Consider the following 25,967-nt stretch of genomic DNA (forward strand, 5'->3'; position numbering starts at 1 on the left):
GGTCAAGGCAGAACGGTTAGGCCAGCTGAGGAGGCAGGCAGACACCAATACCGCCGATACCGCAGTAGCCGTACGGATTTTTGTGCAGGTACTGCTGATGGTCATCTTCCGCGTAGTAGAACGGCGTGGCCGTCGCGATTTCGGTGGTGACATGACGGGTATCATGGGCATCGATCATCGCTTGCTGGAAGCGTGCCAGGCTATCACGTGCCGCCGCATCCTGCTCCGGGGTCAGCGGGTAGATCGCCGAGCGGTACTGCGTACCGTGGTCATTACCCTGGCGCATGCCCTGAGCGGGATCGTGGTTCTCCCAGAAAACCTGCAGCAGTTGTTCGTAGCTGATCACTGCGGGATCGTACACTACGCGCACCGCTTCAGCGTGCCCGGTCTGGCCGGAGCAGACTTCGCGGTAGGTCGGATTAGGGGTATAGCCACCGCTGTAGCCTGCTGCGGTACTGTAGACGCCGGGCAACTGCCAGAAGAGGCGCTCAACGCCCCAGAAGCAGCCCATGGCGAAGATCGCGATCTCCATGCCTTCCGGGACGTTAGTCATGGAGTGGCCGTTAACGGCGTGCAGGGTGGCGACAGGCATTGGGGTGTTACGTCCCGGTAATGCATCCGCCTGAGCAACAAGGTGCTTTTTATCAAATATACTCACGGTGTGGCCTCCGGGGTAAAGGTATTGGGGTTAAGGTTGTCACGACGCGTTTAATTGAACACAATAATTACGCTGAATGAGTCTAGATTTAAACATAAGAAATATTAGGGTGCTCAGCCATTTTTCAACCCACTAAACGGGTTTTGGGCTCTATGCCGTGATACGCCGCGGAGCGGCACTTCAAATGCTTCCAGGGTGGAAACAAGGATATTCAGGAGAAAACGTGCCAAAGATCCGCCAGTTATGTTTGGTCAGTTTATTGCTGACAAGCGGAGTCGCCAGCGCGGCGAATGTCCGTTTGCAGGTTGAAGGGTTAACCGGTGCGCTGCAAAAAAACGTGCGAGCGCAGCTTTCGACCATCGAAAGTGATGAAGTCACGCCAGACAGGCGCTTTCGCGCACGCGTGGACGATGCCATTCGCGAAGGGTTAAAAGCGTTGGGTTATTACGAACCCACCATCGAATTTGATCTTCGCCCGCCGCCGGCTAAAGGGCGCCAGGTGCTGATTGCCCGCGTCTCGCCGGGCGAGCCGGTAAAAATTGGCGGCACCGACGTGGTGCTGCGCGGTGGAGCGCGTGACGATCAGGATTACATTAAGTTATTGCACGATCGTCCGGCTATCGGCACGGTGCTGAACCATTCCGACTACGAAGGTTTCAAAAAAAATCTCACCCGTGTCGCCTTGCGCAAAGGTTACTTCGACAGCCAGTTTAATAAGAGCCAGTTAGGCATCGCCCTGGACCGGCATCAGGCTTTCTGGGATATCGACTATGACAGCGGCCAACGCTACCGTTTTGGCGATGTCACCTTTGAAGGGTCGCAAATCCGCGACGAATACCTGCAAAACTTAATCCCCTTTAAAGAGGGGGATTTCTATGAGTCAAAAGACCTGGCCGAACTGAACCGGCGTCTCTCCGCCACCGGCTGGTTTAACTCAGTGGTGGTGGCGCCCGAATTCGACAAAGCTCGTCAGAGCAAGGTGTTACCGCTGCACGGCGTGGTCTCACCCCGTACCGAAAACACCATTGAAACCGGGGTAGGTTACTCCACGGACGTCGGGCCGCGCGTTAAAGCGACCTGGAAAAAACCGTGGATGAACTCCTACGGCCACAGCCTGACCACCAGCGCCAGCATCTCGGCCCCGGAGCAGCAGCTCGATTTCAGCTATAAAATGCCGCTGCTGAAAAACCCGCTGGAGCAATATTACCTGCTGCAGGGCGGGTTCAAGCGTACCGATCTGAACGACACCGAGGCAGACTCCACCACCCTTGCCATATCGCGCTACTGGGATCTCTCCAGCGGCTGGCAGCGGGCGATTAACCTGCGCTGGAGCCTCGATCACTTTACCCAGGCGAACGTGACTAACACCACGATGCTGCTCTACCCGGGGGTCATGATTAGCCGTACACGCTCCCGCGGCGGCCTGATGCCGACTTGGGGGGATTCTCAGCGTTACTCGGTGGATTACTCCAATAGCGCCTGGGGCTCGGACGTGGACTTTGTGGTCGTGCAGGCCCAGAACGCCTGGATTCGCACCCTCTACGATCGCCACCGCTTTGTGGTCCGCGGCAATCTGGGCTGGATCGAAACCGGCGATTTCGACAAGGTGCCGCCCGACCTGCGTTTCTTCGCCGGTGGTGACCGCAGTATTCGCGGCTATAAATACAAATCCATCGCGCCGGAAGATAACGAAGGCAAGCTGATCGGGGCCTCGAAGCTGGCCACCGGCTCGCTGGAGTATCAATACAACGTGACAGGTAAGTGGTGGGGGGCGACCTTCATCGACAGCGGCGAAGCGGTGAGCGACATTCGCCGTAGCGATTTTAAAACCGGCGCCGGGGTTGGCGTGCGCTGGGAATCGCCGGTGGGGCCGATCAAGCTCGACTTTGCCGTGCCGATAGGTGACAAAGACAACCACGATCTGCAGTTTTATATCGGTCTGGGGCCAGAATTATGAGTTTATGGAAGAAGATAAGCCTCGGCGTACTGATTTTTATTCTGTTGCTGCTGGGGACGGTGGCCTTCCTGGTGGGCACCACCAGCGGCCTGCATGTACTGTTTAAGGCGGCGAACCGCTGGGTACCGGGGCTGGAAATTGGCCAGGTGACCGGCGGCTGGCGCGATCTGCATCTGAAAAACGTGCGTTACACCCAGCCGGGCGTGGCGGTAAATGCGGGCGATTTTCACCTTGCGGTGAAGCTGGGCTGTTTGCGCGACAGCAAACTTTGCGTCAATGACCTCTCGCTTAAAGACGTCAACGTGGCGATTGATTCGAGCAAAATGCCGAAATCGGCGCCGCCAGAAGAGGAGGACAGCGGCCCGCTGAACCTCTCTACGCCGTATGAAATCGCCCTTTATCGGGTGGCGTTGAACAACGTTAACGTCAAAATCGACGATACCACGGTCTCGGTGATGGACTTCACGTCCGGCCTGCGCTGGCAGGAGAAAAACCTGACCCTGACCCCAACCTCGTTACAGGGGCTCTTGATTGCCCTGCCAAAAGTGGCCGACGTGGCGCAGGAAGAGATTGTCGATCCAAAAATTCAGAAGCCGCAGCCGGAGGAAAAACCGCTTGGCGAGACGCTGAAGGATCTCTTCTCAAAACCGGTTCTGCCGGAGATGACCGACGTTCATCTGCCGCTCAATCTTAACATCGAAGAATTTAAGGGCGAGCAGCTGCGCCTAACCGGTGACACCGACCTGACCGTCTTTAACATGCTGCTTAAAGTCAGCAGCATTGACGGCAACATGAAGCTCGATGCGCTGGATATCGACACCAACCAGGGGAGCGTAAATGCGACCGGTAATGCGCTGCTGCGTGATAACTGGCCGGTAAATATCACCCTTAATAGCGCCCTCAATATCGATCCGCTCAAAGGCGAGAAGGTGAAGCTGAAGGTAGGCGGTGCCCTGCGCGACCAGCTGGAATTTGGCGTTAATCTCTCTGGCCCGGTGGATATGGTGCTGCGCGGCCAGACCCGCCTTGCCGAAGCCGGCCTGCCGCTCAATCTGGAGCTGGTAAGCGAGCAACTCTACTGGCCATTCACCGGTGAGAAGCAGTACCAGGCCGATGATCTGAAGCTGAAGCTCAGCGGCAAAATGACCGATTACACCCTGTCGTTCCGCACGGCGGTGAAGGGCGAAGGTTTACCGCCCGCGACCATCACCCTTGATGCAAAGGGCAATGAGCAACAGGTTAACCTCGATAAGCTCACCGTGGCGGCGCTGGAAGGCAAAACCGAACTGACGGCGCTCCTCGACTGGCAGCAGGCTATCAGCTGGCGTGGTGAGCTGAAGCTGGCAGGTATTAACACGGCAAAAGAGTTCCCGGAGTGGCCATCGAAGCTCGACGGGCTGATCAAAACGCGCGGCAGTCTGTACGGCGGGACCTGGCAAATGGACGTGCCGGAGATCAAGCTGGCCGGCAACGTGAAACAGAACAAGGTCAACGTTGATGGTTCCCTGAAGGGCAACAGCTATCTCCAGTGGACTATCCCGGGGCTGCACGTGGCGCTGGGACGTAATAACGCGGATATCAAAGGCGAGCTAGGGGTAAAAGACCTCAACCTCGACGCCACTATTGATGCGCCCAATCTGGATAATGCCCTGCCAGGGCTAGGCGGTACGGCCAAAGGACTGGTGAAAGTGCGCGGTACGGTAGAGGCGCCGCAGCTGCTGGCGGATATCACTGCCAATAACCTGCGCTGGCAAGAACTCTCCGTGGCCCGCGTGCGCGTAGAGGGCGACGTAAAATCCACCGATCAGATTGCCGGTAACCTGAACCTGCGCGTTGAGCGCATTGCTCAGCCGAGCGTCAATCTGAGTCTGGTGACCCTGGAGGCCAAAGGCAGCGAGAAACAGCACGATCTCCAGCTGCGGGTGCAGGGTGAGCCGGTTGCCGGCCAACTGCATCTGACCGGCAGCTTTGACCGTCAGGCGCAGCGCTGGAAAGGCACGCTGGATAACACCCGCTTTACCACCCCGGTGGGGCCGGTGGCGCTCTCCCGCTCTGTCGCGCTGGATTACCGCAACGCGGAACAAAAAATCAACATTGGCCCGCACTGCTGGACCAACCCGAACGCCGAGCTGTGTCTCCCTCAGGCCGTTGATGCCGGTGCCGAAGGTCGCGCGGTCGTGAATCTGAACCGCTTCGACCTGGCGATGCTGAAACCCTTTATGCCCGAGACGACGCAGGCGAGCGGCGTATTCAGCGGTAAAGCGGATGTGGCGTGGGATACCACCAAACCGGGCCTGCCGCAGGGCAGCGTGACGCTTGCCGGACGAAACGTGAAGGTATCGCAGGAGGTCAATGGTGCACCGCTGCCGCTGGACTTCAGTACGCTCAACCTGCGTGCCGATCTGCACAACAACCGCGCCCAGCTGGAGTGGTTAATTCGTCTGGTCAACAACGGCCAACTCGATGGTCAGGTGCAGATAAGCGATCCACAGGGGCAGCGTAATCTGGGCGGCAACGTCAATATTCGCAACCTCAACCTGGCGATGGTCAACACCATCTTCTCACGCGGCGAAAAGGCGGCGGGGATGCTGAATGCCAACCTGCGCCTGGCGGGGAATGCGCAGAGCCCGCAGCTGTTTGGCCAGATGCAGCTGAACGGCGTGGACATCGACGGTAACTTTATGCCGTTTGATATGCAGCCAAGCCAGCTCGCGATGAACTTCAACGGCATGAGTTCGACGCTTGCCGGGGTCGTGCGCACGCAGCAGGGGCAGATCAACCTGAGCGGCGATGCGGACTGGAGCCAGCTTGATAACTGGCGCGCGCGGGTGGCCGCGAAGGGCAGCAAGGTGCGTATCACGGTGCCGCCAATGGTGCGGCTGGATGTCTCGCCGGACGTGGTATTTGAAGCGACGCCGAGCCTCTTCACCCTCGATGGTCGTGTGGATGTGCCCTGGGCGCGAATCGTGGTGCACGACCTGCCAGAGAGCGCGGTGGGCGTCTCCAGCGACGAGGTGATGCTTGATAACAATCTGCAGCCCAAAGAGGCGCAGAGCGCGGGCATTCCGATTAACAGCAACCTGATAGTCCACGTCGGCAACAACGTGCGTCTGGACGCCTTTGGCCTGAAGGCCCGCCTTACCGGCGACCTGAAGGTAGCTCAGGATAAGCAGGGGCTGGGGCTTAACGGGCAGATCAATATTCCGGAAGGGCGCTTCCATGCCTACGGCCAGGATCTGCTTGTGCGTAAAGGCGAGCTGCTCTTCTCTGGCCCGCCGGACCAGCCGCTGCTGAATATTGAAGCAATCCGTAATCCGGAGTCGACAGAAAACGACGTGATTGCCGGGGTGCGGGTAACCGGCACCGCCGACGAACCGAAAGCGGAGATCTTCTCTGACCCGGCGATGTCGCAACAGGAAGCGCTCTCTTACCTGCTGCGCGGCCAGGGGCTGGACAGCAACCAGAGCGACAGTGCTGCTATGACCTCAATGTTAGTTGGCCTGGGGGTTGCACAAAGTGGGCAGGTTGTGGGTAAAATCGGCGAGACGTTTGGCGTAAGCAATCTGGCGCTGGACACCCAGGGGGTCGGTGACTCCTCGCAGGTGGTGGTCAGCGGCTATGTTCTGCCGGGTCTGCAGGTAAAATACGGTGTGGGGATCTTTGACTCCTTAGCGACTCTCACGTTACGCTATCGCCTGATGCCTAAGCTATATCTGGAAGCGGTGTCTGGCGTAGACCAGGCACTCGATCTGCTCTATCAGTTTGAGTTTTAGCAATGCGAATATTTGTCTACGGCAGTTTACGAACCAAGCAAGGCAACAGCCACTGGATGACCAACGCCCAGTTGCTGGGTAATTACAATGTCGAGAACTACCAGTTGTACAGTCTGGGCCACTATCCAGGCGCGGTTCCGGGAAACGGAACGGTACAAGGTGAGGTCTACCGCATTGATAATGCCACGCTAGCCGAACTTGATGCCTTGCGCACCAGGGGCGGTGAATATGCACGCCAGTTAATCCAGACGCCATACGGGAGTGCATGGATGTACGTGTACCAACGTCCGGTCGAAGGCTTAACGCTGATTGAAAGCGGCAATTGGTTAGACAGAGACCAGTACTGACCCCGCTTGAAGATTGAAATGAACAACGCCACCCTCGGGTGGCGTTGTTTTTTGCGATGGCACTCGCGATTGGCCGGGAAACGGCTCACTTCATTGCAAATTCTTGCGTAACGCTTTCCCGAATGTTGAACGAGACACCTTTTCTGCTGGCGCGCACAAAAAACCTCGCGTAAAACGGATAATATCTTCTCTGGAGTTATACTTTGTATAATCTGGAGGGGTTATGCGTATTACGATTAAGAAATGGGGAAATAGCGCTGGGGTCGTCATCCCCGGCGCCATCATGAAAGAACTTAACATGCAGGTGGGACAGAGTATGGAAGCTCAGGTCGTTGATAATCAGGTGGTACTTAAACCTCTCAGTAAGCGTTACACCCTTGAAGAACTGCTGGCGCAGTGCGATCCGACCGCGGCACCCGCCACGGAAGATGAACTGTGGGGCAATGCAGGGCCGATGGGCAATGAAGTATGGTGAGGGCGCAGACGTACGATCGGGGCGATATCGTGCTGGTCAACTTTTCTCCTGCAAACGGCCATGAACATCAAGGCGCTGGTCGGCCAGCGCTGGTGCTTTCCCTCAGTACGTTTAATCAGACCGGTATGGTGCTGGTGGCCCCCATTACGCAGGGCGGTAGTTATGCCCGCTACGCCGGGTTTGCTGTGCCTGTAAGCTGTGAAGAGGGGGATGTGCAGGGGGCCGTGCTGGTTAATCAGCTCCGGATGATGGATCTCCATGCCCGGCAGGCGAAAAAGATCGCCATCGCAACGGACGAGGTCGTAGAGGATGCCCTGCTGCGTCTGCAGGCCATCATCGACTGACTCAGGTAAATGCCACCCTCGGGTGGCGTTGTTTTTTTAATTCCCTTCCTGGCGCAGCTTAAAGATCTGCACCGTGTCCAGCAGCTGCTCCGCCTGGCGGTGCATGGCCCTGGCCGCGGCTGAGGACTCCTGCGAGAGCGTCGCATTCTGCTGCGTGGCGGTGTCCATATGGGTGACTGCCACGTTGACCTGGTCGATTCCGGTGCTCTGTTCGTGGCTGGCATGAGAAATCGCCTCGATCAGCTCGCTCACTTTACTCACGCTGTGCAGGATATCTGCCATTGCCGCGCCGGCCTCTTTCACCTGGCCGTTCCCTTCGTCGATGCGACTGACCGAGCGGTCGATCAACACCCGAATCTCTTTCGCCGCAGCCGCGGAGCGTTGCGCCAGGGCGCGCACTTCGGCCGCCACCACCGCAAAGCCTCGCCCTTCGCTACCGGCACGGGCGGCTTCGACGGCGGCGTTCAGCGCCAGAATATTGGTCTGGAAGGCGATACTGTCGATCATGCTAATAATAGTGTTGATTTCGCTGGAGAAGTTATGAATCTCGTTCATGGTCTGTACCGCGCGTTCCACCGCTTGCTCACCCTGCCGGGCTACCTGATGGGCGCTACGGGCGAGATCGCTGGCAGTCTGCGAATTCTCTGCGTTGCTCTTCACCACCGACGTCAACTCCTCCATCGAGGCGGCTGTCTGCTCCAGCGCGCTGGCCTGGGCTTCATTTCGCGAAGAGAGCTCATGGCTACCGCTGGCAATTTGTGCTGAGGCGGTGGCGATGGTCTCGGTGCCGCTACGCACGCCAGAGACAATGCGCGTCAGATTGACGTTCATCTCCTGCAGTGCGCGCATCAGTTCGGCGGTCTCATCGCGACCGGCAATGGTAAAGCGTGACTGCAAATCGCCGGCCGCCACGGTGCGGGCAATGCTCACTGCCTGTGCCAGCGGGCGGGTAATACTGCGAATCAGCCACCAGGTTACCAGCAGTCCTGCCGCGAGCGTCAACGCCATGGCCAGCAGGAGCATCCAGCGCGTCTCCTGAAAGCGCGCCTGGTTCTGGGCAATGATGTGCTGGTGGAGCGCTTTTGCGTGGGCCAGCGTTTGGGCAACCACCTCGTCGATCCTTTTTGTCGGCTCGCGGTCAATGCCGGTCACCTGTTTATCCACCTCCTGTGCGCTGGTCACATCACCCACCCGATAGGCGTTCAGCGCCGACAGATACTGCTGCTGCAGCCCGGCGTGGATCGCCCGTGTCGCCAGCACCTGCTGATTATCCATCCCGATTTTCGGCAGCAGTTCGCTCAGGTGCGTTAAGAGCGCCTGGGTGTTCTGGCTCTCGCGAATAAAGGCCGCTTTATATTTATCGAACGCCGCCTGCCCCTGAGCCCCGCGCAGCAGGGTGTTCTTCCACTCCTGAACCTGGATCTTGAACTGCACCTGCGCATTACGCGCGGTATCAATGCTCTCGGTAATGGTCTGTTCCATCGTCATAATCTGTTCATTCTGCGTCAGGCTGTTGCTGTTTATCGCCAGCCCACGCAAACCGATAAATAGCGTCGCAAGCAGGAGCAGCGAGGCCAGCAGCCCCAGTCGTTGGCCGATGGTGAGTGTGTTGAGTTTCATCTGTAGCGGGGATTCCCTGTAGGTAATAAAGCGATCGCGATCACGTCCCGAAGATATCGACCCACATCAGGCAGACTTTATGGCAGTAACCCGGCATTAGGGCAGGGGGAAAGCGCTATCTAATTAATATTGATAGGGAAAAGTGCTTTGTGACAATTTCGTGACATTTCACTTTGGCGGGGGGGCAGAGGCGAGGCTCAGGTATACAGGCAAAAAAAAACCCCGACGTATCGGGGTCTTATAATCAGGAAAGCATTACTTCTTCGCTGCGCGCTCGAAGGAGGCAACGATCTCAGCTTTCGCCGCTTCTGCGTTGTCCCAGCCGTCAACTTTAACCCATTTGCCTTTCTCGAGATCTTTGTAGTGCTCGAAGAAGTGGGAGATCTGCGCTTTCAGCAGCTCTGGCAGGTCGTTCACATCTTTAATGTGATCGTACTCTTTGCTCAGTTTGGTGTGCGGTACAGCAACCAGCTTCGCATCTTCGCCCGCTTCGTCAGTCATTTTCAGCACGCCAACCGGACGGCAGCGAATCACTGAGCCTGGCTGCAGTGGGTACGGCGTAGGGACCAGAACGTCAACCGGGTCACCATCCAGAGACAGGGTGTTATTGATGTAGCCGTAGTTGCACGGATAGAACATCGCGGTAGACATGAAACGGTCAACAAACAGTGCGCCGGTGTCTTTGTCGATTTCGTATTTGATCGGATCGGCGTTAGCCGGGATTTCGATAACTACATAGATGTCTTCTGGCAGTTCTTTACCCGCAGGGACGTTGAGTAAGCTCATGTCTGTGTCCTATAAAATGATTGGCAAACAAGTGGCGAGTATTATAGCCAACTCACGCTGAATGTCTTTTCCTGTTTTTGTCTCTTCTGCCTGCTCAGGGCCCTTTTCAGCCTCTTCTCATGACAGGAATGTCCATAAACTCAGCCGCATTTTTAATGGTTCGATGAAAGCGATTACAAACTTGTGATTAACGTTTTATTCACTTTTCCGAAGTGTGATGTAACGCAATCTGTAACACCTGCCATTGGCTATAGTTTGTTCGCAGAACACCTTTTACCCAACAATAAACTACCCTACGAGGACGTTCTTATGTGGAAGCGCTTACTTCTCGTCACAGCAGTTTCGGCAGCCATGTCGTCTATGGCAATGGCCGCCCCTTTAACCGTAGGATTCTCGCAGGTCGGCTCTGAGTCCGGCTGGCGCGCCGCTGAGACCAGCGTCGCCAAAAGCGAGGCGGAGAAACGCGGCATTACGCTGAAGGTTGCCGACGGCCAGCAAAAGCAGGAAAACCAGATCAAAGCTGTGCGTTCGTTTATTGCGCAGGGCGTTGACGCCATCTTCATCGCGCCGGTGGTGGCAACCGGCTGGGAACCGGTTTTGAAAGAGGCAAAAGACGCTGAAATTCCGGTCTTCTTGCTCGACCGATCAGTGGACGTCAAAGACAAATCTCTCTATATGACCACCGTCACCGCCAACAACGTGCTGGAAGGACAATTAATAGGCGAATGGCTGATCAAAGAGGTCAACGGCAAGCCCTGTAACGTAGTGGAGCTGCAGGGGACCGTGGGCGCCAGCGTCGCCATCGATCGTAAGAAGGGCTTTGCCGAGGCCATCGCCAAAGCGCCAAACATTAAAATCATCCGCTCTCAGTCCGGCGACTTTACCCGCAGTAAAGGTAAAGAGGTCATGGAGAGCTTTATCAAAGCGGAAAACAACGGCAAGAACATCTGCATGGTTTACGCCCATAACGATGACATGGTGATCGGGGCCATTCAGGCCATCAAAGAAGCGGGTCTGAAGCCAGGTAAAGATATCCTCACCGGCTCCATCGACGGCGTACCGGATATCTATAAAGCGATGATCGACGGCGAAGCCAATGCCAGCGTCGAGCTGACGCCGAACATGGCGGGCCCGGCCTTCGACGCGCTGGAAAAATTCAAGAAAGACGGCACCCTGCCAGAGAAAGTCACCATCACCAAGTCCACTCTCTATCTGCCTGATACTGCAAAAGAAGAGTTAGAGAAAAAGAAAAATATGGGCTACTGAGTCTTTACTTCCCTCTCCCCCGTTGGGGAGAGGGTGAGAGAACACTATGACAACTGACCAACATCAGGAAATCCTTCGCACTGAGGGGCTCTGTAAATACTTCCCCGGCGTCAAAGCGCTGGATGGCGTCGACTTTAGTCTGCGTCGCGGGGAGATCATGGCGCTGCTGGGTGAAAACGGCGCCGGCAAATCGACCCTTATCAAAGCGCTGACCGGGGTCTATCACGCCGATCGGGGCACCATCTGGCTGGAAGGGAACGCCATCTCCCCGAAAAATACGGCCCATGCCCAGCAGCTGGGGATTGGCACGGTCTACCAGGAGGTGAATCTGCTGCCGAACATGTCGGTGGCTGATAATCTGTTTATTGGTCGGGAACCCAGACGCTTTGGCCTGCTACGCCGCAAAGAGATGGAGGCGCGCGCCACCCGGCTGATGGAATCTTATGGCTTCTCGCTCGACGTGCGCGAGCCGCTCAACCGCTTTTCCGTGGCGATGCAGCAAATCGTCGCCATCTGCCGTGCTATCGACCTCTCGGCGAAGGTACTGATCCTCGACGAGCCGACTGCCAGCCTGGATACCCAGGAGGTCGAAATGCTCTTCACCCTGATGCGCCAGCTGCGCGATCAGGGGGTAAGCCTGATTTTCGTCACCCACTTCCTCGATCAGGTATATGCGGTGAGCGACCGCATTACCGTGCTGCGTAACGGAAGCTTTGTCGGTTGCCGCGAAACCCGTGAACTGCCGCAGATCGAGCTGGTGAAAATGATGCTGGGGCGCGAACTCGACACCCATGCGTTGCAACGCGCGGGCCGCACGCTGTTAAGCGATAAACCCGTGGCGGCGTTTAAGGATTACGGCAAAAAAGGGACCATTGCGCCGTTCGATCTGGAGGTTCGTCCCGGTGAGATCGTCGGCCTGGCGGGGCTGTTAGGCTCCGGGCGCACCGAAACCGCTGAAGTGATTTTTGGCATTAAGCCTGCCGATAGCGGTACGGCCCTGATCAAGGGCAAGCCGCAGACCCTGCGATCTCCCCATCACGCCTCCTGTCTGGGGATTGGCTTCTGCCCGGAAGATCGTAAAACCGACGGCATTATTGCCGCCGCCTCGGTACGGGAAAATATCATTCTGGCGCTACAGGCCCAGCGCGGCTGGCTGCGCCCGATCCCGCGTAAAGAGCAGAACGCCATTGCCGAGCGCTTTATCCGCCAGCTAGGGATCCGCACCCCCAGCGCCGAGCAGCCCATTGAATTCCTCTCCGGCGGTAATCAGCAAAAAGTGCTGCTCTCCCGCTGGCTTCTCACCAAACCGCAATTCCTGATCCTCGATGAGCCCACGCGTGGCATCGACGTGGGGGCGCACGCGGAGATCATTCGCCTGATCGAAACCCTGTGTGCCGACGGACTGGCGCTGCTGGTCATCTCGTCCGAGCTGGAGGAGCTGGTGGGGTACGCCGATCGCGTCATTATTATGCGCGATCGCAAGCAGGTGGCAGAGATCCCGCTGGATGCGCTTTCCGTTCCGGCAATTATGAATGCCATCGCGGCATAAGGAGACCAGCGTGATGTCTCGTACAGTCCCCCAAACCGGGCAGCCCAAACGCCGTTTTTCCTGGCCCACCGGCATGCCGCAAATTATCGCGCTCCTGCTGGTATTGGTGGTCGATAGCCTTGTGGCACCGCATTTCTTTCAGATTGTGTTGCAGGATGGCCGTCTGTTCGGCAGCCCGATTGATATTTTAAACCGCGCCGCGCCGGTGGCGCTGCTGGCCATCGGGATGACGCTGGTGATCGCCACCGGCGGCATTGACCTGTCGGTCGGGGCGGTGATGGCGATCGCGGGCGCGACCGCCGCCTCGATGACCGTGGCCGGGCATAGCCTGCCGGTGGTGCTGCTGGTGACGCTGGGCACCGGCGTGCTGGCAGGACTATGGAACGGTGTGCTGGTGGCGATCCTCAAAATCCAGCCCTTCGTGGCAACCTTAATCTTGATGGTGGCTGGACGCGGAGTGGCGCAGTTGATCACCTCCGGGCAGATCGTCACCTTTAATGCGCCGAACCTGGCGTGGATCGGCAGCGGCTCGCTGCTCTTCTTCCCGACTCCGGTGATCATTGTGGTGGTCACGCTGATCGCCTTCTGGCTCTTCACCCGCAAAACGGCCCTCGGCATGTTTATCGAAGCGGTGGGGATTAACATTCGCGCGGCAAAAAACGCCGGAGTCAGTACCCGCCTGATGGTGATGCTGACGTACGTGCTGAGCGGCGTCTGTGCAGCCATTGCCGGGGTGATTGTCGCGGCGGATATACGCGGCGCCGATGCGAATAACGCCGGCCTCTGGCTGGAGCTGGACGCCATTCTGGCGGTGGTCATTGGCGGCGGCTCGCTGATGGGCGGGCGCTTTAACCTGCTGCTGTCGGTAATTGGTGCACTGATTATTCAGGGGATGAACACCGGGATCCTGCTGTCGGGATTCCCGCCGGAGCTCAATCAGGTGGTGAAAGCGGTGGTCGTGCTCTGCGTGCTGATCGTCCAGTCACCGCGCTTTATCAGTATAATTAAGGGGATGCGTGGTCATGATAAAACGTAACTTACCGCTAATGATCACCCTCGGCGTCTTTGTGCTGGGGTATCTCTACTGCCTGACGCAATTCCCCGGCTTTGCCTCTACGCGGGTCATTTGCAACATCCTGACGGATAATGCGTTTCTTGGCATTATTGCAGTGGGGATGACCTTTGTGATCCTCTCCGGCGGGATTGATCTTTCGGTCGGCTCGGTGATCGCCTTCACTGGCGTTTTTCTCGCTAAGGCGATCGGCTTCTGGGGGATCTCACCGTTGCTGGCGTTCCCACTGGTGCTGATCATGGGCTGTGCCTTCGGCGCTTTTATGGGGCTGCTGATCGACGCCCTGAAGATCCCGGCCTTTATCATCACCCTGGCGGGGATGTTCTTCCTGCGCGGCGTCAGTTATCTGGTCTCTGAAGAGTCGATTCCCATTAACCACCCGATCTATGACACCCTCTCCAGCCTGGCGTGGAAAATCCCCGGCGGCGGACGGCTCAGCATTCTGGGCCTGGTGATGCTGGGGGTGGTGGTGATCGGGATCTTCCTCGCGCACCGTACCCGCTTTGGTAACGAAGTTTATGCCATTGGCGGTAGCGCGACCTCAGCCAACCTGATGGGGATCTCCACCCGTAGCACCACCATTCGTATCTATATGCTCTCTACCGGGCTGGCGACGCTGGCGGGGATCGTCTTCTCCATTTATACCCAGGCGGGCTACGCGCTGGCGGGGGTTGGGGTGGAACTGGACGCCATTGCCTCTGTCGTTATCGGCGGTACGCTGTTGAGCGGCGGCGTCGGGACGGTACTGGGGACGCTGTTTGGTGTGGCAATCCAGGGGCTGATCCAGACCTATATCAACTTCGACGGCACCCTGAGTTCGTGGTGGACCAAGATTGCGATTGGCATTCTGCTGTTTGTCTTTATCGCTCTGCAGCGTGGCCTGACCGTACTCTGGGAGAACCGCCAGAGCTCACCGGTCACCCGGGTGGGCACCCCAGGAGCCAGGCAGTAACCTGCTGAATTTGCGCAAAGTATAAACTTTTTCCGGTAGCGGCCGATAACCTTTCTTTCTGTCCAGATATATCTCGCTACCGGAAATAACATCATGCTTAAAACGCTATCGATTCGTACCGGCTTGCTTTCGTTACTGGCCGTTATGACCCTTCTGCTGCTGCTTGTCAGCGGTATTGGCATTTATGCCCTCACACAGAGTTCCTCCTCTTTGCAGCGCATCAACCACCTACAGGGTGAACAGCTAGTACAGCTGAACGCGGGCTACACCCTGATCCTGCGCGCGCGCAACGAAGCGGGTCAGGCGGTTCGCATGATGGAGGTGGGGTTACTGGATGATGCCGCCAAATCGGTGAAGAACATCAACGCTGAATTCGCCCAGGCACAGAAAACATTAAAAGCCGTGATAGACGGTGGCGTGACCGATCCGCAGGGTGACGCGCTATTAAAGCGCGTTGCAGTGAGCTTTGCCGCCTATCAAGAGAAGGGGATCGCCCCGATGCAGGCTGCGCTGAATGAGCAGAGCGCCGATGCTTACTACGATCTGCTGGAAAACAGTCTGGTACCGGTGGCGCGTCAGTTTAATAACGACATGCAGGCTTTTCAGGCCTGGAGCGAAACCCGCGGCAATGCTGAAGTGGCGGCGGTGCAGGCCAGTAAAAATCGGGTGATGATCCTCATCATCGTAGCCGCGCTGCTGACGGCGGGTATTATCGTGCTGGCCTGGCTGGCATTGCGTCATATGCTGCTGAAACCCCTCTCCAGCTCAATTGCCCAGCTGGAGCATGTGGCGGCAGGCGATCTGACCCACGCCCTGAATGCCCCGGCCAGCCAGGAGATTAACCGCCTGAATGCTGCCATCGAAATAATGCGTCAGTCCCTGATGGAGTCGGTGCTGCGGGTGCGCGATGCCAGTGCGCAGATTGATACCGGCAGCCGCGAACTGACTGCGGGCAACAACCACCTGGCCCAGCGGACCGAATCGACCGCGACCTCGCTGGAGCAGACGGCGGCCAGTATGGAAGAGATCACCGCCACGGTGCGGCAAAACGCCGATAATGCCGATCAGGCCCACCAGCTGGCGCAGACCGTCTCCGATACTGCCGACCGCGGTAGCGAGATGGTCTGTTATGTGATTGAGAAGATGCGCGATATCGCCGGCAGTTCTGACCGTATTGCCGATATTCTTAGCGTTATTGACGGTATCGCATTCCAGACCAATATCCTGGCGCTGAACGCTTCGGTGGAAGCGGCACGCGCGGGTGAGCAGGGGCGGGGCTTTGCGGTCGTGGCGGGGGAAGTTCGCAATCTGGCGAGCCGCAGCGCCGATGCCGCCAAAGAGATCCGCTTGCTTATTAGTGATTCTCAGTCACACGTGAACGAGGGCAGCGAGCTGGCGCAGCAGGCGGGCGAGACCATGGATGAGATTGCCAACGAAGTGATGCGAATGACAAAGCTGATGCGCGAAATCGCCAGTGCTTCGCAGGAGCAGAGCCGGGGCATTGAGCAGGTCAATATTGCCGTTAGCCAGATGGATGAAACCGCACAACAAAATGCGGCGCTGGTGCAGCAATCCTCTGCGGCGACGCGCTCGCTGGAAGAGCAATCCCGCGAACTTATCGAAGCGATGTCATCCTTTAAACTGTCGATGCAGCAGGCATAGTACGCAGGCGTTCCGCCGCGACAGGCGGCGGGACACCCTCTACAGTTGCCACTTCCCCCGCCAGATTCTGATGAATCAGGCTCAGCAACTTCTCCAGTTCGTTGGTCAGGCGCAGCGCTTCCGCTGTCGGTTCCAGAAACAGCCCTTTGCGCGTGAACAGCGGCTCGCTAAACAGCGAGCCAAACCGTTTTAACGCCAGGCTTACCGCAGGGCGGGACATTTTTAACCGTAATGAGGCCTTCGCCATGCTGCCGCAGCGAACCACTTCGATAAAAACAGGAATTAAATTCAGATCGATACCCGTTGATGAGCGTGAGAGATTTTTCATTAGCAGCCGGTTCCAACAAAGCGTATTTACCGGGGCAATAATGCGGGGAAGTTACCCGTAATAATAGCGAGATTTTTATATGTATTTATACTCGTTAAAATATAAGTTGGCGTGAACAATTCACTCAACGCAAAGCGCGTTGTGTTTCTTTTTGCAGGGTAATCAAGGAAGTAAATGATTATGGTGTGCGAAGGAAATCGCGCGGGGTGCTGACAAATAAGGGGCTGTCGCCCCTTTTTAACATTCTGCGTTACGCGTCCGGGAATTCCCGAATAAAGCGCTCAACATCGTCAACCATATGGTCATTACCGACGAAGAACGAGCGACGCTGGTGCAGGCTCTCGGGCTGAATGTCCAGAATACGCTCTTTGCCATCGCTGGCCTTACCGCCCGCCTGCTCTGCAAGGAAGGCCATCGGGTTGCACTCATACAGCAGACGCAGTTTCCCTTCCGGATGGCTGGCGGTGCTTGGGTAGAGGTAAATCCCGCCCTTCAGCAGGTTGCGGTGGAAATCCGCCACCAGAGAACCGATATAGCGCGAGGTATAAGGACGCTGCGTCGCTTTATCCTCTTCCTGGCAGAACTTAATGTACTTCTTCACGCCGTTCGGGAATTTAATGTAGTTCCCTTCGTTGATGGAGTAGGTGCTGCCTTTCTGCGGGAAGCGCATACGCTCCTGGCAGAGACAGAACACGCCCAGAGACGGGTCGTAGGTAAAGGCGTGCACACCGCAGCCGGTGGTGTAGACCAGCATGGTGGAGGAGCCGTAAACCACATAGCCTGCGGCCACCTGGCGATTGCCCGGCTGCAGGAAATCCTCTTCGGTGACCGGGGTGCCTACCGGGGTCACGCGACGATAAATAGAGAAGATCGTCCCGACGGAGACGTTAACGTCGATGTTGGAGGAACCATCCAGCGGATCCATCAGCACGACATATTTTGCGTGTTCACACCCTTCGAAGACCACGATCTCGTCTTCTTCTTCAGAGGCGATACCCGCCACGATGTCGCGCGCGCGCAGTGCAGCTTTCAGTTTTTCGTTCGCGAACAGATCAAGTTTCTGTTGAACCTCGCCCTGAACGTTTTCAGCACCGCTGGCACCCAGGATATCGACCAGACCGGCCTTGTTGATATCGCGATGGATGATCTTGGCGCCCAGCTTTATTGCCGACAACAAAGCAGTGAGCTCACCAGTAGCATGAGAGAACTCGTGCTGCTTTTCGACAATAAATTCACCTAACGTTTTCATAACACTTTCCCTGCATCATATGTTGAGTAAAGCGATCGGATGATGATAAAGCGGTAAAACTCCAACAATCTTAACAAATATTCAAATAGTAGCGCAGAGGTGAATCGCGCCAGCAAATTACAGATTTACCTGAAATGCGTTTCTCACCTGTTAGACATATGAGTAAAATGTGCGCCACATTGAAGAAGGATAGTGACGTATGCGCATTCATATATTGGGGATTTGTGGCACTTTCATGGGCGGACTGGCCATGCTGGCGCGCTCGCTTGGCCATGAAGTGACGGGTTCGGACGCCAATGTGTATCCGCCGATGAGCACGCTTCTGGAGAACCAGGGTATTGATCTCATTCAGGGCTATGATGCCAGCCAGCTCGATCCTCAGCCGGATCTGGTGATCATTGGTAATGCCATGACGCGCGGTAACCCCTGCGTTGAAGCCGTGCTGGAACGCAACATTCCTTACATGTCAGGGCCGCAATGGCTGCACGACTTCGTGCTGCGCGATCGCTGGGTAGTGGCCGTTGCCGGTACACATGGCAAAACCACCACCGCCGGGATGGCGACCTGGATTCTGGAAGCCTGCGGCTACAAGCCGGGCTTTGTGATCGGCGGTGTACCGGGTAATTTCGACGTTTCTGCCCGCCTGGGCGAGAGCCCGTTCTTTGTGATCGAAGCGGATGAATATGACTGCGCGTTCTTTGATAAGCGCTCCAAGTTTGTTCACTACTGCCCGCGTACCCTGATCCTCAATAACCTTGAGTTTGATCACGCGGATATTTTCGACGACCTGAAAGCGATACAGAAGCAGTTCCACCATCTGGTGCGCATCGTGCCTGGCCAGGGACGTATCATCTCGCCGGAGAGCGATATCAACCTGAAGCAGACGCTGGCGATGGGCTGCTGGAGCGAGCAAGAGCTGGTGGGCGAGCAGGGCAAATGGCAGGCGAAAAAGCTGACCACCGACGCCTCGGAGTGGGAAGTGCTGCTCGACGGTGAAAAAGTGGGCGCAGTGAAGTGGGGCCTGGTTGGCGAACACAACATGCACAATGGCCTGATGGCGATTGCCGCCGCCCGCCACGTGGGTGTGCTGCCTGCGGATGCGGCGAACGCGCTGGGTTCCTTCGTGAATGCCCGTCGTCGCCTTGAATTGCGCGGCGAAGCCAATGGCGTGACGGTCTATGACGATTTCGCGCATCACCCAACCGCGATCCTGGCGACGCTGGCAGCCCTGCGCGGCAAGGTTGGCGGTACCGCGCGTATTCTGGCGGTGCTGGAGCCTCGCTCTAACACCATGAAGATGGGGATCTGCAAAGACGATCTCGCGCCGTCGTTAGGCCGCGCCGATGAGGTGTTCCTGTTGCAGCCGCAGCATATTCCGTGGCAGGTCGCGGAAGTGGCCGAGGCCTGCATTCAGCCGGCGCACTGGAGCGCGGATGTGGATACCCTGGCAGAGATGGTGGTGAAAACCGCGCAGCCGGGCGATCACATTCTGGTGATGAGCAACGGCGGGTTCGGTGGGATCCATCAGAAGCTGCTGGACGGGCTGGCGAAGAAGGCGTCCGCTGAGTAAGTCACGGTAAAAATGACCCTGCCTCAGGCAGGGTCATCATAAATGACTTAAATTGAGCCAAATGCCTGACCCGCCGGACCAAAGGTTGCGCGATAGTCATGCAGCGTATCGGCAATGACTTCACGGCCCATCATAAATCCACCCACAGCGCCAAACAGTGCGCCGCAGACGACACCAATGACCGCGGTTACCGCCTGGTTGATGCCCCCCACAAGTAATCCACCGGCACCACTGACTTTCCCACCAACGGCCACGCCAGTGGAAATGCCGTCAAAAATACCCCAGACAGCCCCTTCGAAACGCTGTTCAGCGGTTAATTCACCTGCGGCGGCGCTAACAACCTGCATTTCGATAATATTAAGTTCACGCATTTTCTATCTCCATTGATAATTGATTTATTCCTGAGTGAAAAACAAATCACAAAGCATTTTTAGTTGGCCCAGTAATTTGCGGAAAAAAGATTAGCAACTAATACATTGAATGAGAAGAGAGTGCGTGTTGCTTCATATATGAAATATGAGTATGAATTGGGGGGTATATTTATTTAATGGTATGTATTTACAACGATAACCAGATGCACGGGGATGACCCCGTGCACTGAAACACGAAACGCGCTTAAATAGTACCGAATGCCTGACTCGCAGGACCAAAGGTTGCGCGATAGTCATGGCAGGTCTCCGCAATGGCTTCACGACCCACCATAAATCCACCGACTGCACCAAACAGTGCGCCGCAAACGACACCAATGACTGCACTGACGGCCTGGTTGATACCGCCTATGACTAATCCACCCGCACCGCTGACCTTCCCGCCTACGGCCACGCCAGTGGAAATGCCATCAAAAAAACCCCAGACAGCCCCTTCGAAACGCTGGTCAGCGGTTAATTCACCTGCGGCGGCGCTGACGACCTGCATTTCCATGATGTTAAGTTCACGCATTATTTATCTCCATTGATAATTAATTTCATCCTGAGTGAAACACAAATTACAGAGCTTATTTTAATGAACCCCGTAATTTGCCGAAAAAATGTTAGCAACGAATGGAAGTGATGAGAAGGAGTGTGATTTTATTTCACGTATGAAATATGAATGTGAAGTGTGGAGATAGAGGGTTTATATCAGCAATTCTTATATTTATAATGGCCTACAGAGTACATTTATTGGATGGTAAAGCACACTAATATTATATTGTATCTCAGAATAAGAAGTAATAATCGGTGCCTTGTTATTCACATCCTTAAGTTAATTTCCCAGCTATAAAAGATTATATGAAAAAAATTGCCTGGGTCTCTTAATGTATGGTCAGGGGTTAATTGCTCGCCAGCACTGATAGTGACTGTTTACTGAAAAATGGTCGATGTGATTTCTGAATTATTCGGTTGTATCGTCTTATTGCAAAGGTGAATTAAGTCAGTGAATAAAGCGGTACAGGAAACGCCTGCACCGCTTTAATGCTTATCACTCTTCGTTTTCGGCCAGCTCGCGCAGATACTGGAAAATCAGACGCGCAGACTTCGGCGGCTTATTCCCTTCTTTCTCTTTCTTCGCGTTACGGATCAGCGAGCGCAACTGCTGGCGATCCGCCTCCGGCCACAGGTTCAGAACTTCCGGTACCGCGTCATCACCTTGTTCAATCAAACGATCGCGGATCTGCTCCAGTTTATGGAACAGGGCAACCTGCTGGTTGTGGCGGTTTTTCAGCTTATCAAGAGCCTGGCGGATAGGATCAACGTCGCGCTGGCGCAACATTTTGCCAATCAGCTGCAGCTGGCGGCGACGGCCTTCTTTTTTGATTTTTTGTGCCAGTTCAATGGCGGCACGCAGGTCCGGGTCGAGCGGGATCTTATCCAGCGCGTTCTTACCCAGATCAACCATTTCTGCGCCAAGCTGTTTTAACTCTTCGGCGTCGCGTTTAATTTCACTTTTACTGACCCAGATGATCTCATCATCTTCGTCTTCGATGTCATCACCGGGAACGTCGTCGAGCCAGTCGTCGGGCTGCTTAGTCATGTCAGGCTCCTTAAAAAAAGAGGCTAATGTTACCAGTTAAGACGCGTACTGAGAAACGGTTCTCTGTTAGACTTCAGCTAACTACACCTTACATTATGGCATTTACGATGAAAGTGATCTCACAAGTTGCAGCGCAGCGTAAAGCACTGGAAGACGCAGTATCCACGGCGCTGGAGCTGGCTTCAGGGAAATCCGACGGGGCAGAAGTCGCCGTCAGCAAAACCACCGGCATCAGCGTAAGCACCCGCTATGGTGAAGTGGAAAACGTTGAATTTAATAGCGATGGTGCGCTGGGCATCACCGTTTATCATCAAAACCGCAAAGGCAGCGCCTCCTCTACTGACCTGAGTCCGGACGCCATCGCCCGTACCGTTCAGGCAGCGCTGGATATTGCCCGCTACACTTCGCCGGATCCTTTCGCCGGCGTCGCGGATAAAGAGTTGCTGGCCTTTGATGCACCGGATCTCGATCTCTTCCACCCGGCAGAAATTTCGCCGGACGAAGCGATCGAACTGGCAGCCCGCGCCGAACAGGCCTCGCTGAAAGCCGATAAACGCATCACCAATACTGAAGGCGGCAGCTTTAACAGCCACTACGGCATCAAAGTTTTCGGCAACAGCCACGGCATGATGCAGGGCTATAGCTCGACGCGTCACTCCCTGTCGAGCTGCGTGATTGCCGAAGAGAACGGCGACATGGAGCGCGATTACGCCTACACCATTGGCCGGGCTTTTGGCGATTTACAGACGCCGGAATGGGTCGGTGAAGAGTGCGCACGCCGCACGCTGTCTCGCCTGGCGCCGCGTAAACTCTCTACCATGAAAGCGCCGGTGATCTTCGCCAACGAAGTCGCCACCGGTCTGTTTGGTCACCTGGTGGGGGCGATCGCCGGCGGTGCGGTCTACCGCAAATCCACTTTCCTCCTCGATTCGCTGGGCAAACAGATCCTGCCGGAGTGGCTCACCATTGAAGAGCATCCACACTTGCTGAAAGGACTGGCCTCAACGCCGTTCGACAGTGAAGGGGTACGCACAGAACGCCGCGATATCATCAAAGAGGGGATTCTCACCCAGTGGCTGCTCACCAGCTACTCGGCACGTAAACTCGGGCTGAAAAGCACCGGCCATGCAGGCGGCATTCATAACTGGCGCATTGAAGGGCAGGGGCTGAGCTTCGAGCAGATGCTGAAAGAGATGGGCACCGGGCTGGTGGTCACCGAGCTGATGGGGCAGGGCGTCAGCGGTATTACCGGTGATTACTCCCGTGGCGCGGCCGGTTTCTGGGTGGAAAACGGCGAGATTCAGTACCCGGTGAGCGAAATTACCATCGCCGGAAATCTAAAAGATATGTGGCGCAATATGGTCACGATCGGAAACGATATCGAAACACGCAGCAATATTCAGTGTGGTTCAGTACTGTTACCAGAGATGAAAATTGCTGGTGAGTAAAACAAGCGCGCCCGGCGCGCTTTTTTAATAACAAAAAAAAGGAAGTGAGCAATGCGTAAAAACCTGTTAGCTATCCTGGCGGCATCATCGCTGGTGTTGAGTTCATCTGTCTTCGCAGCCGATCTGGAAGACAACATGGATACCCTCGCTGAAAATCTGAAAGTGGTGCAAAAAACCGATAATGCGGATGAAATGAAAGCCGCATTAACGAAGATGCGCGCCGCCGCGGTCGATTCGCAGAAAGCGACACCGCCAAAGCTGGAAGACAAAGCTCCCGATAGCGCAGAGATGAAAGATTACCGTCAGGGTCTTGAGACGCTGGTCGGTCAGATCAATGGTGCACTGAAACTGGCTAACGAAGGCAAAGTGAAAGAGGCGCGGGCCGCTGCGGATGCGTTTGCTGCCACCCGCAACGAGAACCACAAAAAATTCCGTTAAATGGGTGCCTGAGCTGTACGTCTTCTCCCCGTGTGCGGAGGCGCGCGAAACGCCTCCGCATGCTTGCTCCTTACTTACCGGAGCGACAATCCAGTCGCGCTACCACCTCGAAAGATCCGTTACGAAAACCGATCTCGCACAGTGTTTTCCTCGTTGCCAGTGTTAAGATGATTATTGTCAAAGAAATAATCATCAGAGCCCTGATAATGGGGTCTCTGCGTTTCATGGATGCCTCCTTGCTTTTATGCGGGCGAGGTAGCAAACGTCACGTGGTGAGACGTAATGTTTCGGGCCCCCGCCCTGATTTTATGTCAGGCGGGGCTTTCCACTTTCCGTCTCTTGCCTGAGACGGTCAGTCTCAAGCACCCGCAGCCACTCTATCCCATCCCCATAAGAAAACCTTATCTGCGTCACATTTCTACGAGGCTGCTCGTAAACTTTTCCACTTCGCTTTCCGTTATCTCCCGCTGAATAGCGTGATGCACATCACGTAAAACCCGGGTTTTATCTCCAGTTCACCCATTTCTGTGGCACAGATCACTGGTGCCGCCCGCCTTTCCACTTCGAAGTGGAAAACAACTCGCTACAAACTCTCCACCTGCAACGTTAGTTTTATTCCAGAGCCATTAACGGGGTAAGACGAGTGATAAACGGAGCGGTAATGAACGACGTTGAGGACCAGGCAGCGAAAACTGAACAGCTCGCTGACACCATGCTAGAGCAGGTTTTTGCCCTGCTTGGCCGCCACACCATCATCCCCAATGACGTGCAAAAGCAGATGCTGACCTCCCACGTTCGCGCCATGGCGCACCGGTCAGTGACCGGCGAACCTTTGCCGGAGGTCGAAGCAGACCTGTTTGATGAAATTTCACCTGATTCAATGCGGCTTGCCCGTGAAGTGGTAGCGCAGTTTGGCAACCTTCCTGATGAAGAGGCCTGGCTGCTCTCCGTTCACTTCGAAGTCGCGAAAGACAACCTTTAAGGAGCAACACAATGGAACAAATTACTGTGGTTATTGGCGATCGTCTGGGTAAAGGCCAGAAAGTGGCGGCAGGTGTAGAGAAAGCGGGCGGTCGTGCAGTGGTTGTGCCGGGCGTTGCGGCGGATATGAAGCTGGGCGACGTCATGAAAGCGGAAAACGCGACCTTCGGGATCTCTTTCTGCGGCAGCGGCGGTGCGGGTGCGATCACCGCGCAGACCAAATATGGCTACAAAGCGAAATACGGCATGCGTTCCGTGGAAGAGGGCGTGACCGCCATCAACGAAGGCTGCAACGTACTGGGCTTTGGCTTTATGGATAAAGAAGAGCTGGGCGAGCGTCTGGTTCAGGCGTGGCAGAAGAAGCACGGCGCATAAACATGAAAGAGCAATTCACCACCACGGTGAGAGTGAAAGGCAAGGGCGAGGCCAAAGCGCGCGCCTTTGCCGACGCGCTGAACCACGTTCAGGCCGCGGTGATGAAAGCATCGCCGCATATCTTACTGCGTATTGAGCCACAGGACGTGCAGGTTGTTCAGGCGCAAGAAGCGGTGCGGAAAGAGGCGTTTCTGTTCTTCTTTCTGCGCCGGGAAAGACGCACCTACAGCGTGGAGCTGGATGTGACCGTCAACGTGACTGCCATCAATCTGGACCAGGTGGACTTTGTCACGCAACGCTGATTCTTACTAATAGGGCAGACTAATGTTCCTGATAATTTTAATAAAATCGCTCATCATCGGCGGCCTGGTTGGCGTCGGCGTAGGCGCCGGGGCTGCACGCATGTTTCATGCGCCTACCACACAGGGTATGGGCGCGTTTCGTACGTTGGGGGAACTGAACTCCTGTGAAGGAGATCCGGCGTCTCACTTCTCCTTTGGGTTAGGCTTCTTCTTTAACGCCTGGGCCTCTTCCGTCGCAGCAGGCTCCTTCACGCAGGACGTTGACCATCGCATCATCCCGAACTGGGGCGCGGCTGCGCTGATGATCAAAAACCGTAACGTCGGCGAGACGCTGCACGACCCACGCAAAATGGCGATTGCCTGCGGCGTGATCGGCATGCTCGTCGTGACCTTCCTTAACCTTACCGCCTCTTCCGTTCCCGCCGCGCTTCAGGTCACCGCCGTGAAGGTGCTGGTCCCTGCGGCCAACCTGCTGGTGAATACCGTGATGCCGGTGATCTTCTGGCTGGCGGCCATCGACGCGGGTAAAAAATCCGGCTTCTGGGCTACCGTGTTTGGCGGCGCGGCGCAGCTGATCATGGGTAACGCCGTACCGGGTCTGGTGCTGGGTATCCTGATTGGTAAAGGCGTGGAAGAGAGCGGCTGGAACCACGTCACTAAAGTGATGATGGCGGCTATCGTTCTGCTGTTCGTACTGAGCGGCTTCTTCCGCGGCTTCGACATGAAGATGATCGAATCCTTCCATCTGACCGTGCCGAACTGGCTCGACATGATCCACAACTCGCTCAGCGGTAAATAACAGGAG

At 56.0% G+C, this 25,967-nt stretch carries 26 protein-coding genes; 17 read left to right on the plus strand and 9 right to left on the minus strand.

The features are described 5' to 3' along the window. Positions 1-16 precede the first annotated feature (16 nt). Positions 17-658, minus strand: coding sequence for a peptide-methionine (S)-S-oxide reductase MsrA (gene msrA, locus B3B59_RS05860; RefSeq protein WP_286808355.1), 642 nt, complete (start codon positions 656-658; stop codon positions 17-19). 223 nt (positions 659-881) lie between these two features. Between msrA and tamA the strand changes: the two genes are divergently transcribed. From tamA to B3B59_RS05885, 5 genes are all read left to right on the plus strand, one after another. Further along, on the plus strand, positions 882-2,615 hold the full coding sequence (tamA, locus tag B3B59_RS05865) for an autotransporter assembly complex protein TamA (RefSeq protein ID WP_046886409.1): 1,734 nt from the start codon (positions 882-884) through the stop codon (positions 2,613-2,615). After that, a complete protein-coding gene (tamB, locus tag B3B59_RS05870) occupies positions 2,612-6,388 on the plus strand; it encodes an autotransporter assembly complex protein TamB (RefSeq protein ID WP_286808357.1) in 3,777 nt (1,258 codons plus the stop codon). Before tamA ends, tamB begins: the two co-directional genes overlap by 4 nt. 2 nt (positions 6,389-6,390) lie before the next feature. Then, positions 6,391-6,735, plus strand: coding sequence for a gamma-glutamylcyclotransferase family protein (locus B3B59_RS05875; protein ID WP_040077463.1), 345 nt, complete (start codon positions 6,391-6,393; stop codon positions 6,733-6,735). A 223-nt stretch (positions 6,736-6,958) separates the two neighbouring features. After that, positions 6,959-7,210, plus strand: a complete 252-nt coding sequence (locus tag B3B59_RS05880; protein WP_286808360.1) for an AbrB/MazE/SpoVT family DNA-binding domain-containing protein — start codon at positions 6,959-6,961, stop codon at positions 7,208-7,210. Next, positions 7,204-7,554: a type II toxin-antitoxin system ChpB family toxin gene (locus tag B3B59_RS05885; RefSeq protein WP_286808361.1), complete on the plus strand. Its 351-nt coding sequence runs from the start codon at positions 7,204-7,206 to the stop codon at positions 7,552-7,554. Before B3B59_RS05880 ends, B3B59_RS05885 begins: the two co-directional genes overlap by 7 nt. 36 nt (positions 7,555-7,590) lie before the next feature. On the opposite strand, the gene B3B59_RS05890 is transcribed toward B3B59_RS05885, so the two are convergent. Together B3B59_RS05890 and ppa are read right to left on the minus strand one after the other, a co-directional pair. Then, complete coding sequence (locus B3B59_RS05890; RefSeq protein ID WP_286808363.1) at positions 7,591-9,174, minus strand: methyl-accepting chemotaxis protein; 1,584 nt, start codon at positions 9,172-9,174, stop codon at positions 7,591-7,593. Between the two features lie 255 nt (positions 9,175-9,429). After that, the gene (ppa, locus tag B3B59_RS05895) at positions 9,430-9,960 is read right to left on the minus strand and encodes an inorganic diphosphatase (protein ID WP_040077459.1); all 531 of its coding nucleotides are present in this window, start codon (positions 9,958-9,960) and stop codon (positions 9,430-9,432) included. A 309-nt stretch (positions 9,961-10,269) separates the two neighbouring features. On the opposite strand from ppa, the gene ytfQ reads away from it, so the two are divergent. From ytfQ to B3B59_RS05920, 5 genes are all read left to right on the plus strand, one after another. After that, positions 10,270-11,226, plus strand: coding sequence for a galactofuranose ABC transporter substrate-binding protein YtfQ (gene ytfQ / locus B3B59_RS05900; RefSeq protein ID WP_046886414.1), 957 nt, complete (start codon positions 10,270-10,272; stop codon positions 11,224-11,226). A gap of 46 nt (positions 11,227-11,272) precedes the next feature. Next, a complete protein-coding gene (ytfR, locus tag B3B59_RS05905) occupies positions 11,273-12,775 on the plus strand; it encodes a galactofuranose ABC transporter, ATP-binding protein YtfR (RefSeq protein WP_040077456.1) in 1,503 nt (500 codons plus the stop codon). A gap of 13 nt (positions 12,776-12,788) precedes the next feature. Beyond that, entirely contained in the window at positions 12,789-13,811 is a 1,023-nt protein-coding gene (ytfT, locus tag B3B59_RS05910) for a galactofuranose ABC transporter, ATP-binding protein YtfT (RefSeq protein ID WP_040077455.1), read from the plus strand. Next, a complete protein-coding gene (gene yjfF / locus B3B59_RS05915; protein ID WP_040077454.1) occupies positions 13,798-14,799 on the plus strand; it encodes a galactofuranose ABC transporter, permease protein YjfF in 1,002 nt (333 codons plus the stop codon). Before ytfT ends, yjfF begins: the two co-directional genes overlap by 14 nt. A 93-nt stretch (positions 14,800-14,892) precedes the next feature. Beyond that, positions 14,893-16,461 carry a methyl-accepting chemotaxis protein gene (locus B3B59_RS05920; protein ID WP_263617461.1) on the plus strand — a complete coding sequence of 523 codons (1,569 nt, stop codon included), beginning with the start codon at positions 14,893-14,895 and terminating at the stop codon, positions 16,459-16,461. Here B3B59_RS05920 and B3B59_RS05925 read toward each other — a convergent pair. Both B3B59_RS05925 and fbp read right to left on the minus strand, forming a co-directional pair. Next, on the minus strand, positions 16,436-16,789 hold the full coding sequence (locus tag B3B59_RS05925) for a LysR family transcriptional regulator (protein ID WP_286808366.1): 354 nt from the start codon (positions 16,787-16,789) through the stop codon (positions 16,436-16,438). The genes B3B59_RS05920 and B3B59_RS05925 overlap by 26 nt on opposite strands. Before the next feature lie 250 nt (positions 16,790-17,039). Next, positions 17,040-18,038 carry a class 1 fructose-bisphosphatase gene (gene fbp / locus B3B59_RS05930; protein ID WP_040077452.1) on the minus strand — a complete coding sequence of 333 codons (999 nt, stop codon included), beginning with the start codon at positions 18,036-18,038 and terminating at the stop codon, positions 17,040-17,042. 199 nt (positions 18,039-18,237) lie between these two features. On the opposite strand from fbp, the gene mpl reads away from it, so the two are divergent. Next, positions 18,238-19,608, plus strand: a complete 1,371-nt coding sequence (gene mpl / locus B3B59_RS05935; RefSeq protein ID WP_046886418.1) for a UDP-N-acetylmuramate:L-alanyl-gamma-D-glutamyl-meso-diaminopimelate ligase — start codon at positions 18,238-18,240, stop codon at positions 19,606-19,608. Positions 19,609-19,655: 47 nt separating this feature from the next. On the opposite strand, the gene B3B59_RS05940 is transcribed toward mpl, so the two are convergent. The 3 genes from B3B59_RS05940 to yjgA form a co-directional block, all read right to left on the minus strand. Beyond that, positions 19,656-19,979: a hypothetical protein gene (locus B3B59_RS05940; RefSeq protein ID WP_052953289.1), complete on the minus strand. Its 324-nt coding sequence runs from the start codon at positions 19,977-19,979 to the stop codon at positions 19,656-19,658. A 244-nt stretch (positions 19,980-20,223) separates the two neighbouring features. Further along, complete coding sequence (locus B3B59_RS05945) at positions 20,224-20,547, minus strand: hypothetical protein (protein WP_052953290.1); 324 nt, start codon at positions 20,545-20,547, stop codon at positions 20,224-20,226. Positions 20,548-21,066: 519 nt separating this feature from the next. Beyond that, entirely contained in the window at positions 21,067-21,618 is a 552-nt protein-coding gene (gene yjgA, locus B3B59_RS05950; protein WP_040077448.1) for a ribosome biogenesis factor YjgA, read from the minus strand. A 95-nt stretch (positions 21,619-21,713) separates the two neighbouring features. On the opposite strand from yjgA, the gene pmbA reads away from it, so the two are divergent. Both pmbA and cybC read left to right on the plus strand, forming a co-directional pair. Beyond that, positions 21,714-23,066 (plus strand): metalloprotease PmbA, encoded by a 1,353-nt coding sequence (gene pmbA / locus B3B59_RS05955; RefSeq protein ID WP_040077447.1) that lies wholly within the window; start codon positions 21,714-21,716, stop codon positions 23,064-23,066. A gap of 51 nt (positions 23,067-23,117) precedes the next feature. Next, the gene (gene cybC, locus B3B59_RS05960) at positions 23,118-23,504 is read left to right on the plus strand and encodes a cytochrome b562 (RefSeq protein ID WP_286808367.1); all 387 of its coding nucleotides are present in this window, start codon (positions 23,118-23,120) and stop codon (positions 23,502-23,504) included. 70 nt (positions 23,505-23,574) lie between these two features. On the opposite strand, the gene B3B59_RS05965 is transcribed toward cybC, so the two are convergent. Continuing rightward, the gene (locus tag B3B59_RS05965; protein WP_040077445.1) at positions 23,575-23,730 is read right to left on the minus strand and encodes a Hok/Gef family protein; all 156 of its coding nucleotides are present in this window, start codon (positions 23,728-23,730) and stop codon (positions 23,575-23,577) included. A gap of 417 nt (positions 23,731-24,147) precedes the next feature. Here B3B59_RS05965 and B3B59_RS05970 point away from each other — a divergent pair, with 417 nt between their 5' ends. From B3B59_RS05970 to B3B59_RS05985, 4 genes are read left to right on the plus strand one after another with little or no spacing between them, the layout of a single operon-like run. Further along, complete coding sequence (locus B3B59_RS05970; protein ID WP_154298914.1) at positions 24,148-24,486, plus strand: PRD domain-containing protein; 339 nt, start codon at positions 24,148-24,150, stop codon at positions 24,484-24,486. Positions 24,487-24,497: 11 nt separating this feature from the next. Further along, positions 24,498-24,860 carry an SFCGS family glycine-rich protein gene (locus B3B59_RS05975; RefSeq protein WP_002437459.1) on the plus strand — a complete coding sequence of 121 codons (363 nt, stop codon included), beginning with the start codon at positions 24,498-24,500 and terminating at the stop codon, positions 24,858-24,860. A gap of 2 nt (positions 24,861-24,862) precedes the next feature. Then, on the plus strand, positions 24,863-25,162 hold the full coding sequence (locus tag B3B59_RS05980) for a DUF4312 family protein (protein WP_040077441.1): 300 nt from the start codon (positions 24,863-24,865) through the stop codon (positions 25,160-25,162). A gap of 22 nt (positions 25,163-25,184) precedes the next feature. Continuing rightward, a complete protein-coding gene (locus B3B59_RS05985; RefSeq protein ID WP_212478331.1) occupies positions 25,185-25,961 on the plus strand; it encodes a DUF4311 domain-containing protein in 777 nt (258 codons plus the stop codon). The last annotated feature ends 6 nt before the right edge of the window (positions 25,962-25,967 follow it).

The sequence above is a fragment of the Leclercia sp. UBA2479 genome (assembly GCF_002341985.1).
GTDB classification, from domain to species: domain Bacteria; phylum Pseudomonadota; class Gammaproteobacteria; order Enterobacterales; family Enterobacteriaceae; genus Enterobacter; species Enterobacter pneumoniae.

Excerpts from the sequence above, each read along its gene's own strand:
- tamB (WP_286808357.1), top strand. The coding sequence starts at position 2,612 with ATGAGTTTATGGAAGAAGATAAGCCTCGGCGTACTGATTTTTATTCTG.
- B3B59_RS05875 (WP_040077463.1), top strand. The coding sequence starts at position 6,391 with ATGCGAATATTTGTCTACGGCAGTTTACGAACCAAGCAAGGCAACAGC.
- B3B59_RS05880 (WP_286808360.1), top strand. The coding sequence starts at position 6,959 with ATGCGTATTACGATTAAGAAATGGGGAAATAGCGCTGGGGTCGTCATC.
- B3B59_RS05885 (WP_286808361.1), top strand. The coding sequence starts at position 7,204 with ATGGTGAGGGCGCAGACGTACGATCGGGGCGATATCGTGCTGGTCAAC.
- B3B59_RS05890 (WP_286808363.1), bottom strand. The coding sequence starts at position 9,174 with ATGAAACTCAACACACTCACCATCGGCCAACGACTGGGGCTGCTGGCC.
- ppa (WP_040077459.1), bottom strand. The coding sequence starts at position 9,960 with ATGAGCTTACTCAACGTCCCTGCGGGTAAAGAACTGCCAGAAGACATC.
- ytfQ (WP_046886414.1), top strand. The coding sequence starts at position 10,270 with ATGTGGAAGCGCTTACTTCTCGTCACAGCAGTTTCGGCAGCCATGTCG.
- ytfR (WP_040077456.1), top strand. The coding sequence starts at position 11,273 with ATGACAACTGACCAACATCAGGAAATCCTTCGCACTGAGGGGCTCTGT.
- ytfT (WP_040077455.1), top strand. The coding sequence starts at position 12,789 with ATGTCTCGTACAGTCCCCCAAACCGGGCAGCCCAAACGCCGTTTTTCC.
- yjfF (WP_040077454.1), top strand. The coding sequence starts at position 13,798 with ATGATAAAACGTAACTTACCGCTAATGATCACCCTCGGCGTCTTTGTG.
- B3B59_RS05920 (WP_263617461.1), top strand. The coding sequence starts at position 14,893 with ATGCTTAAAACGCTATCGATTCGTACCGGCTTGCTTTCGTTACTGGCC.
- B3B59_RS05925 (WP_286808366.1), bottom strand. The coding sequence starts at position 16,789 with ATGAAAAATCTCTCACGCTCATCAACGGGTATCGATCTGAATTTAATT.
- fbp (WP_040077452.1), bottom strand. The coding sequence starts at position 18,038 with ATGAAAACGTTAGGTGAATTTATTGTCGAAAAGCAGCACGAGTTCTCT.
- mpl (WP_046886418.1), top strand. The coding sequence starts at position 18,238 with ATGCGCATTCATATATTGGGGATTTGTGGCACTTTCATGGGCGGACTG.
- B3B59_RS05940 (WP_052953289.1), bottom strand. The coding sequence starts at position 19,979 with ATGCGTGAACTTAATATTATCGAAATGCAGGTTGTTAGCGCCGCCGCA.
- B3B59_RS05945 (WP_052953290.1), bottom strand. The coding sequence starts at position 20,547 with ATGCGTGAACTTAACATCATGGAAATGCAGGTCGTCAGCGCCGCCGCA.
- yjgA (WP_040077448.1), bottom strand. The coding sequence starts at position 21,618 with ATGACTAAGCAGCCCGACGACTGGCTCGACGACGTTCCCGGTGATGAC.
- pmbA (WP_040077447.1), top strand. The coding sequence starts at position 21,714 with ATGGCATTTACGATGAAAGTGATCTCACAAGTTGCAGCGCAGCGTAAA.
- cybC (WP_286808367.1), top strand. The coding sequence starts at position 23,118 with ATGCGTAAAAACCTGTTAGCTATCCTGGCGGCATCATCGCTGGTGTTG.
- B3B59_RS05965 (WP_040077445.1), bottom strand. The coding sequence starts at position 23,730 with ATGAAACGCAGAGACCCCATTATCAGGGCTCTGATGATTATTTCTTTG.
- B3B59_RS05975 (WP_002437459.1), top strand. The coding sequence starts at position 24,498 with ATGGAACAAATTACTGTGGTTATTGGCGATCGTCTGGGTAAAGGCCAG.
- B3B59_RS05980 (WP_040077441.1), top strand. The coding sequence starts at position 24,863 with ATGAAAGAGCAATTCACCACCACGGTGAGAGTGAAAGGCAAGGGCGAG.
- B3B59_RS05985 (WP_212478331.1), top strand. The coding sequence starts at position 25,185 with ATGTTCCTGATAATTTTAATAAAATCGCTCATCATCGGCGGCCTGGTT.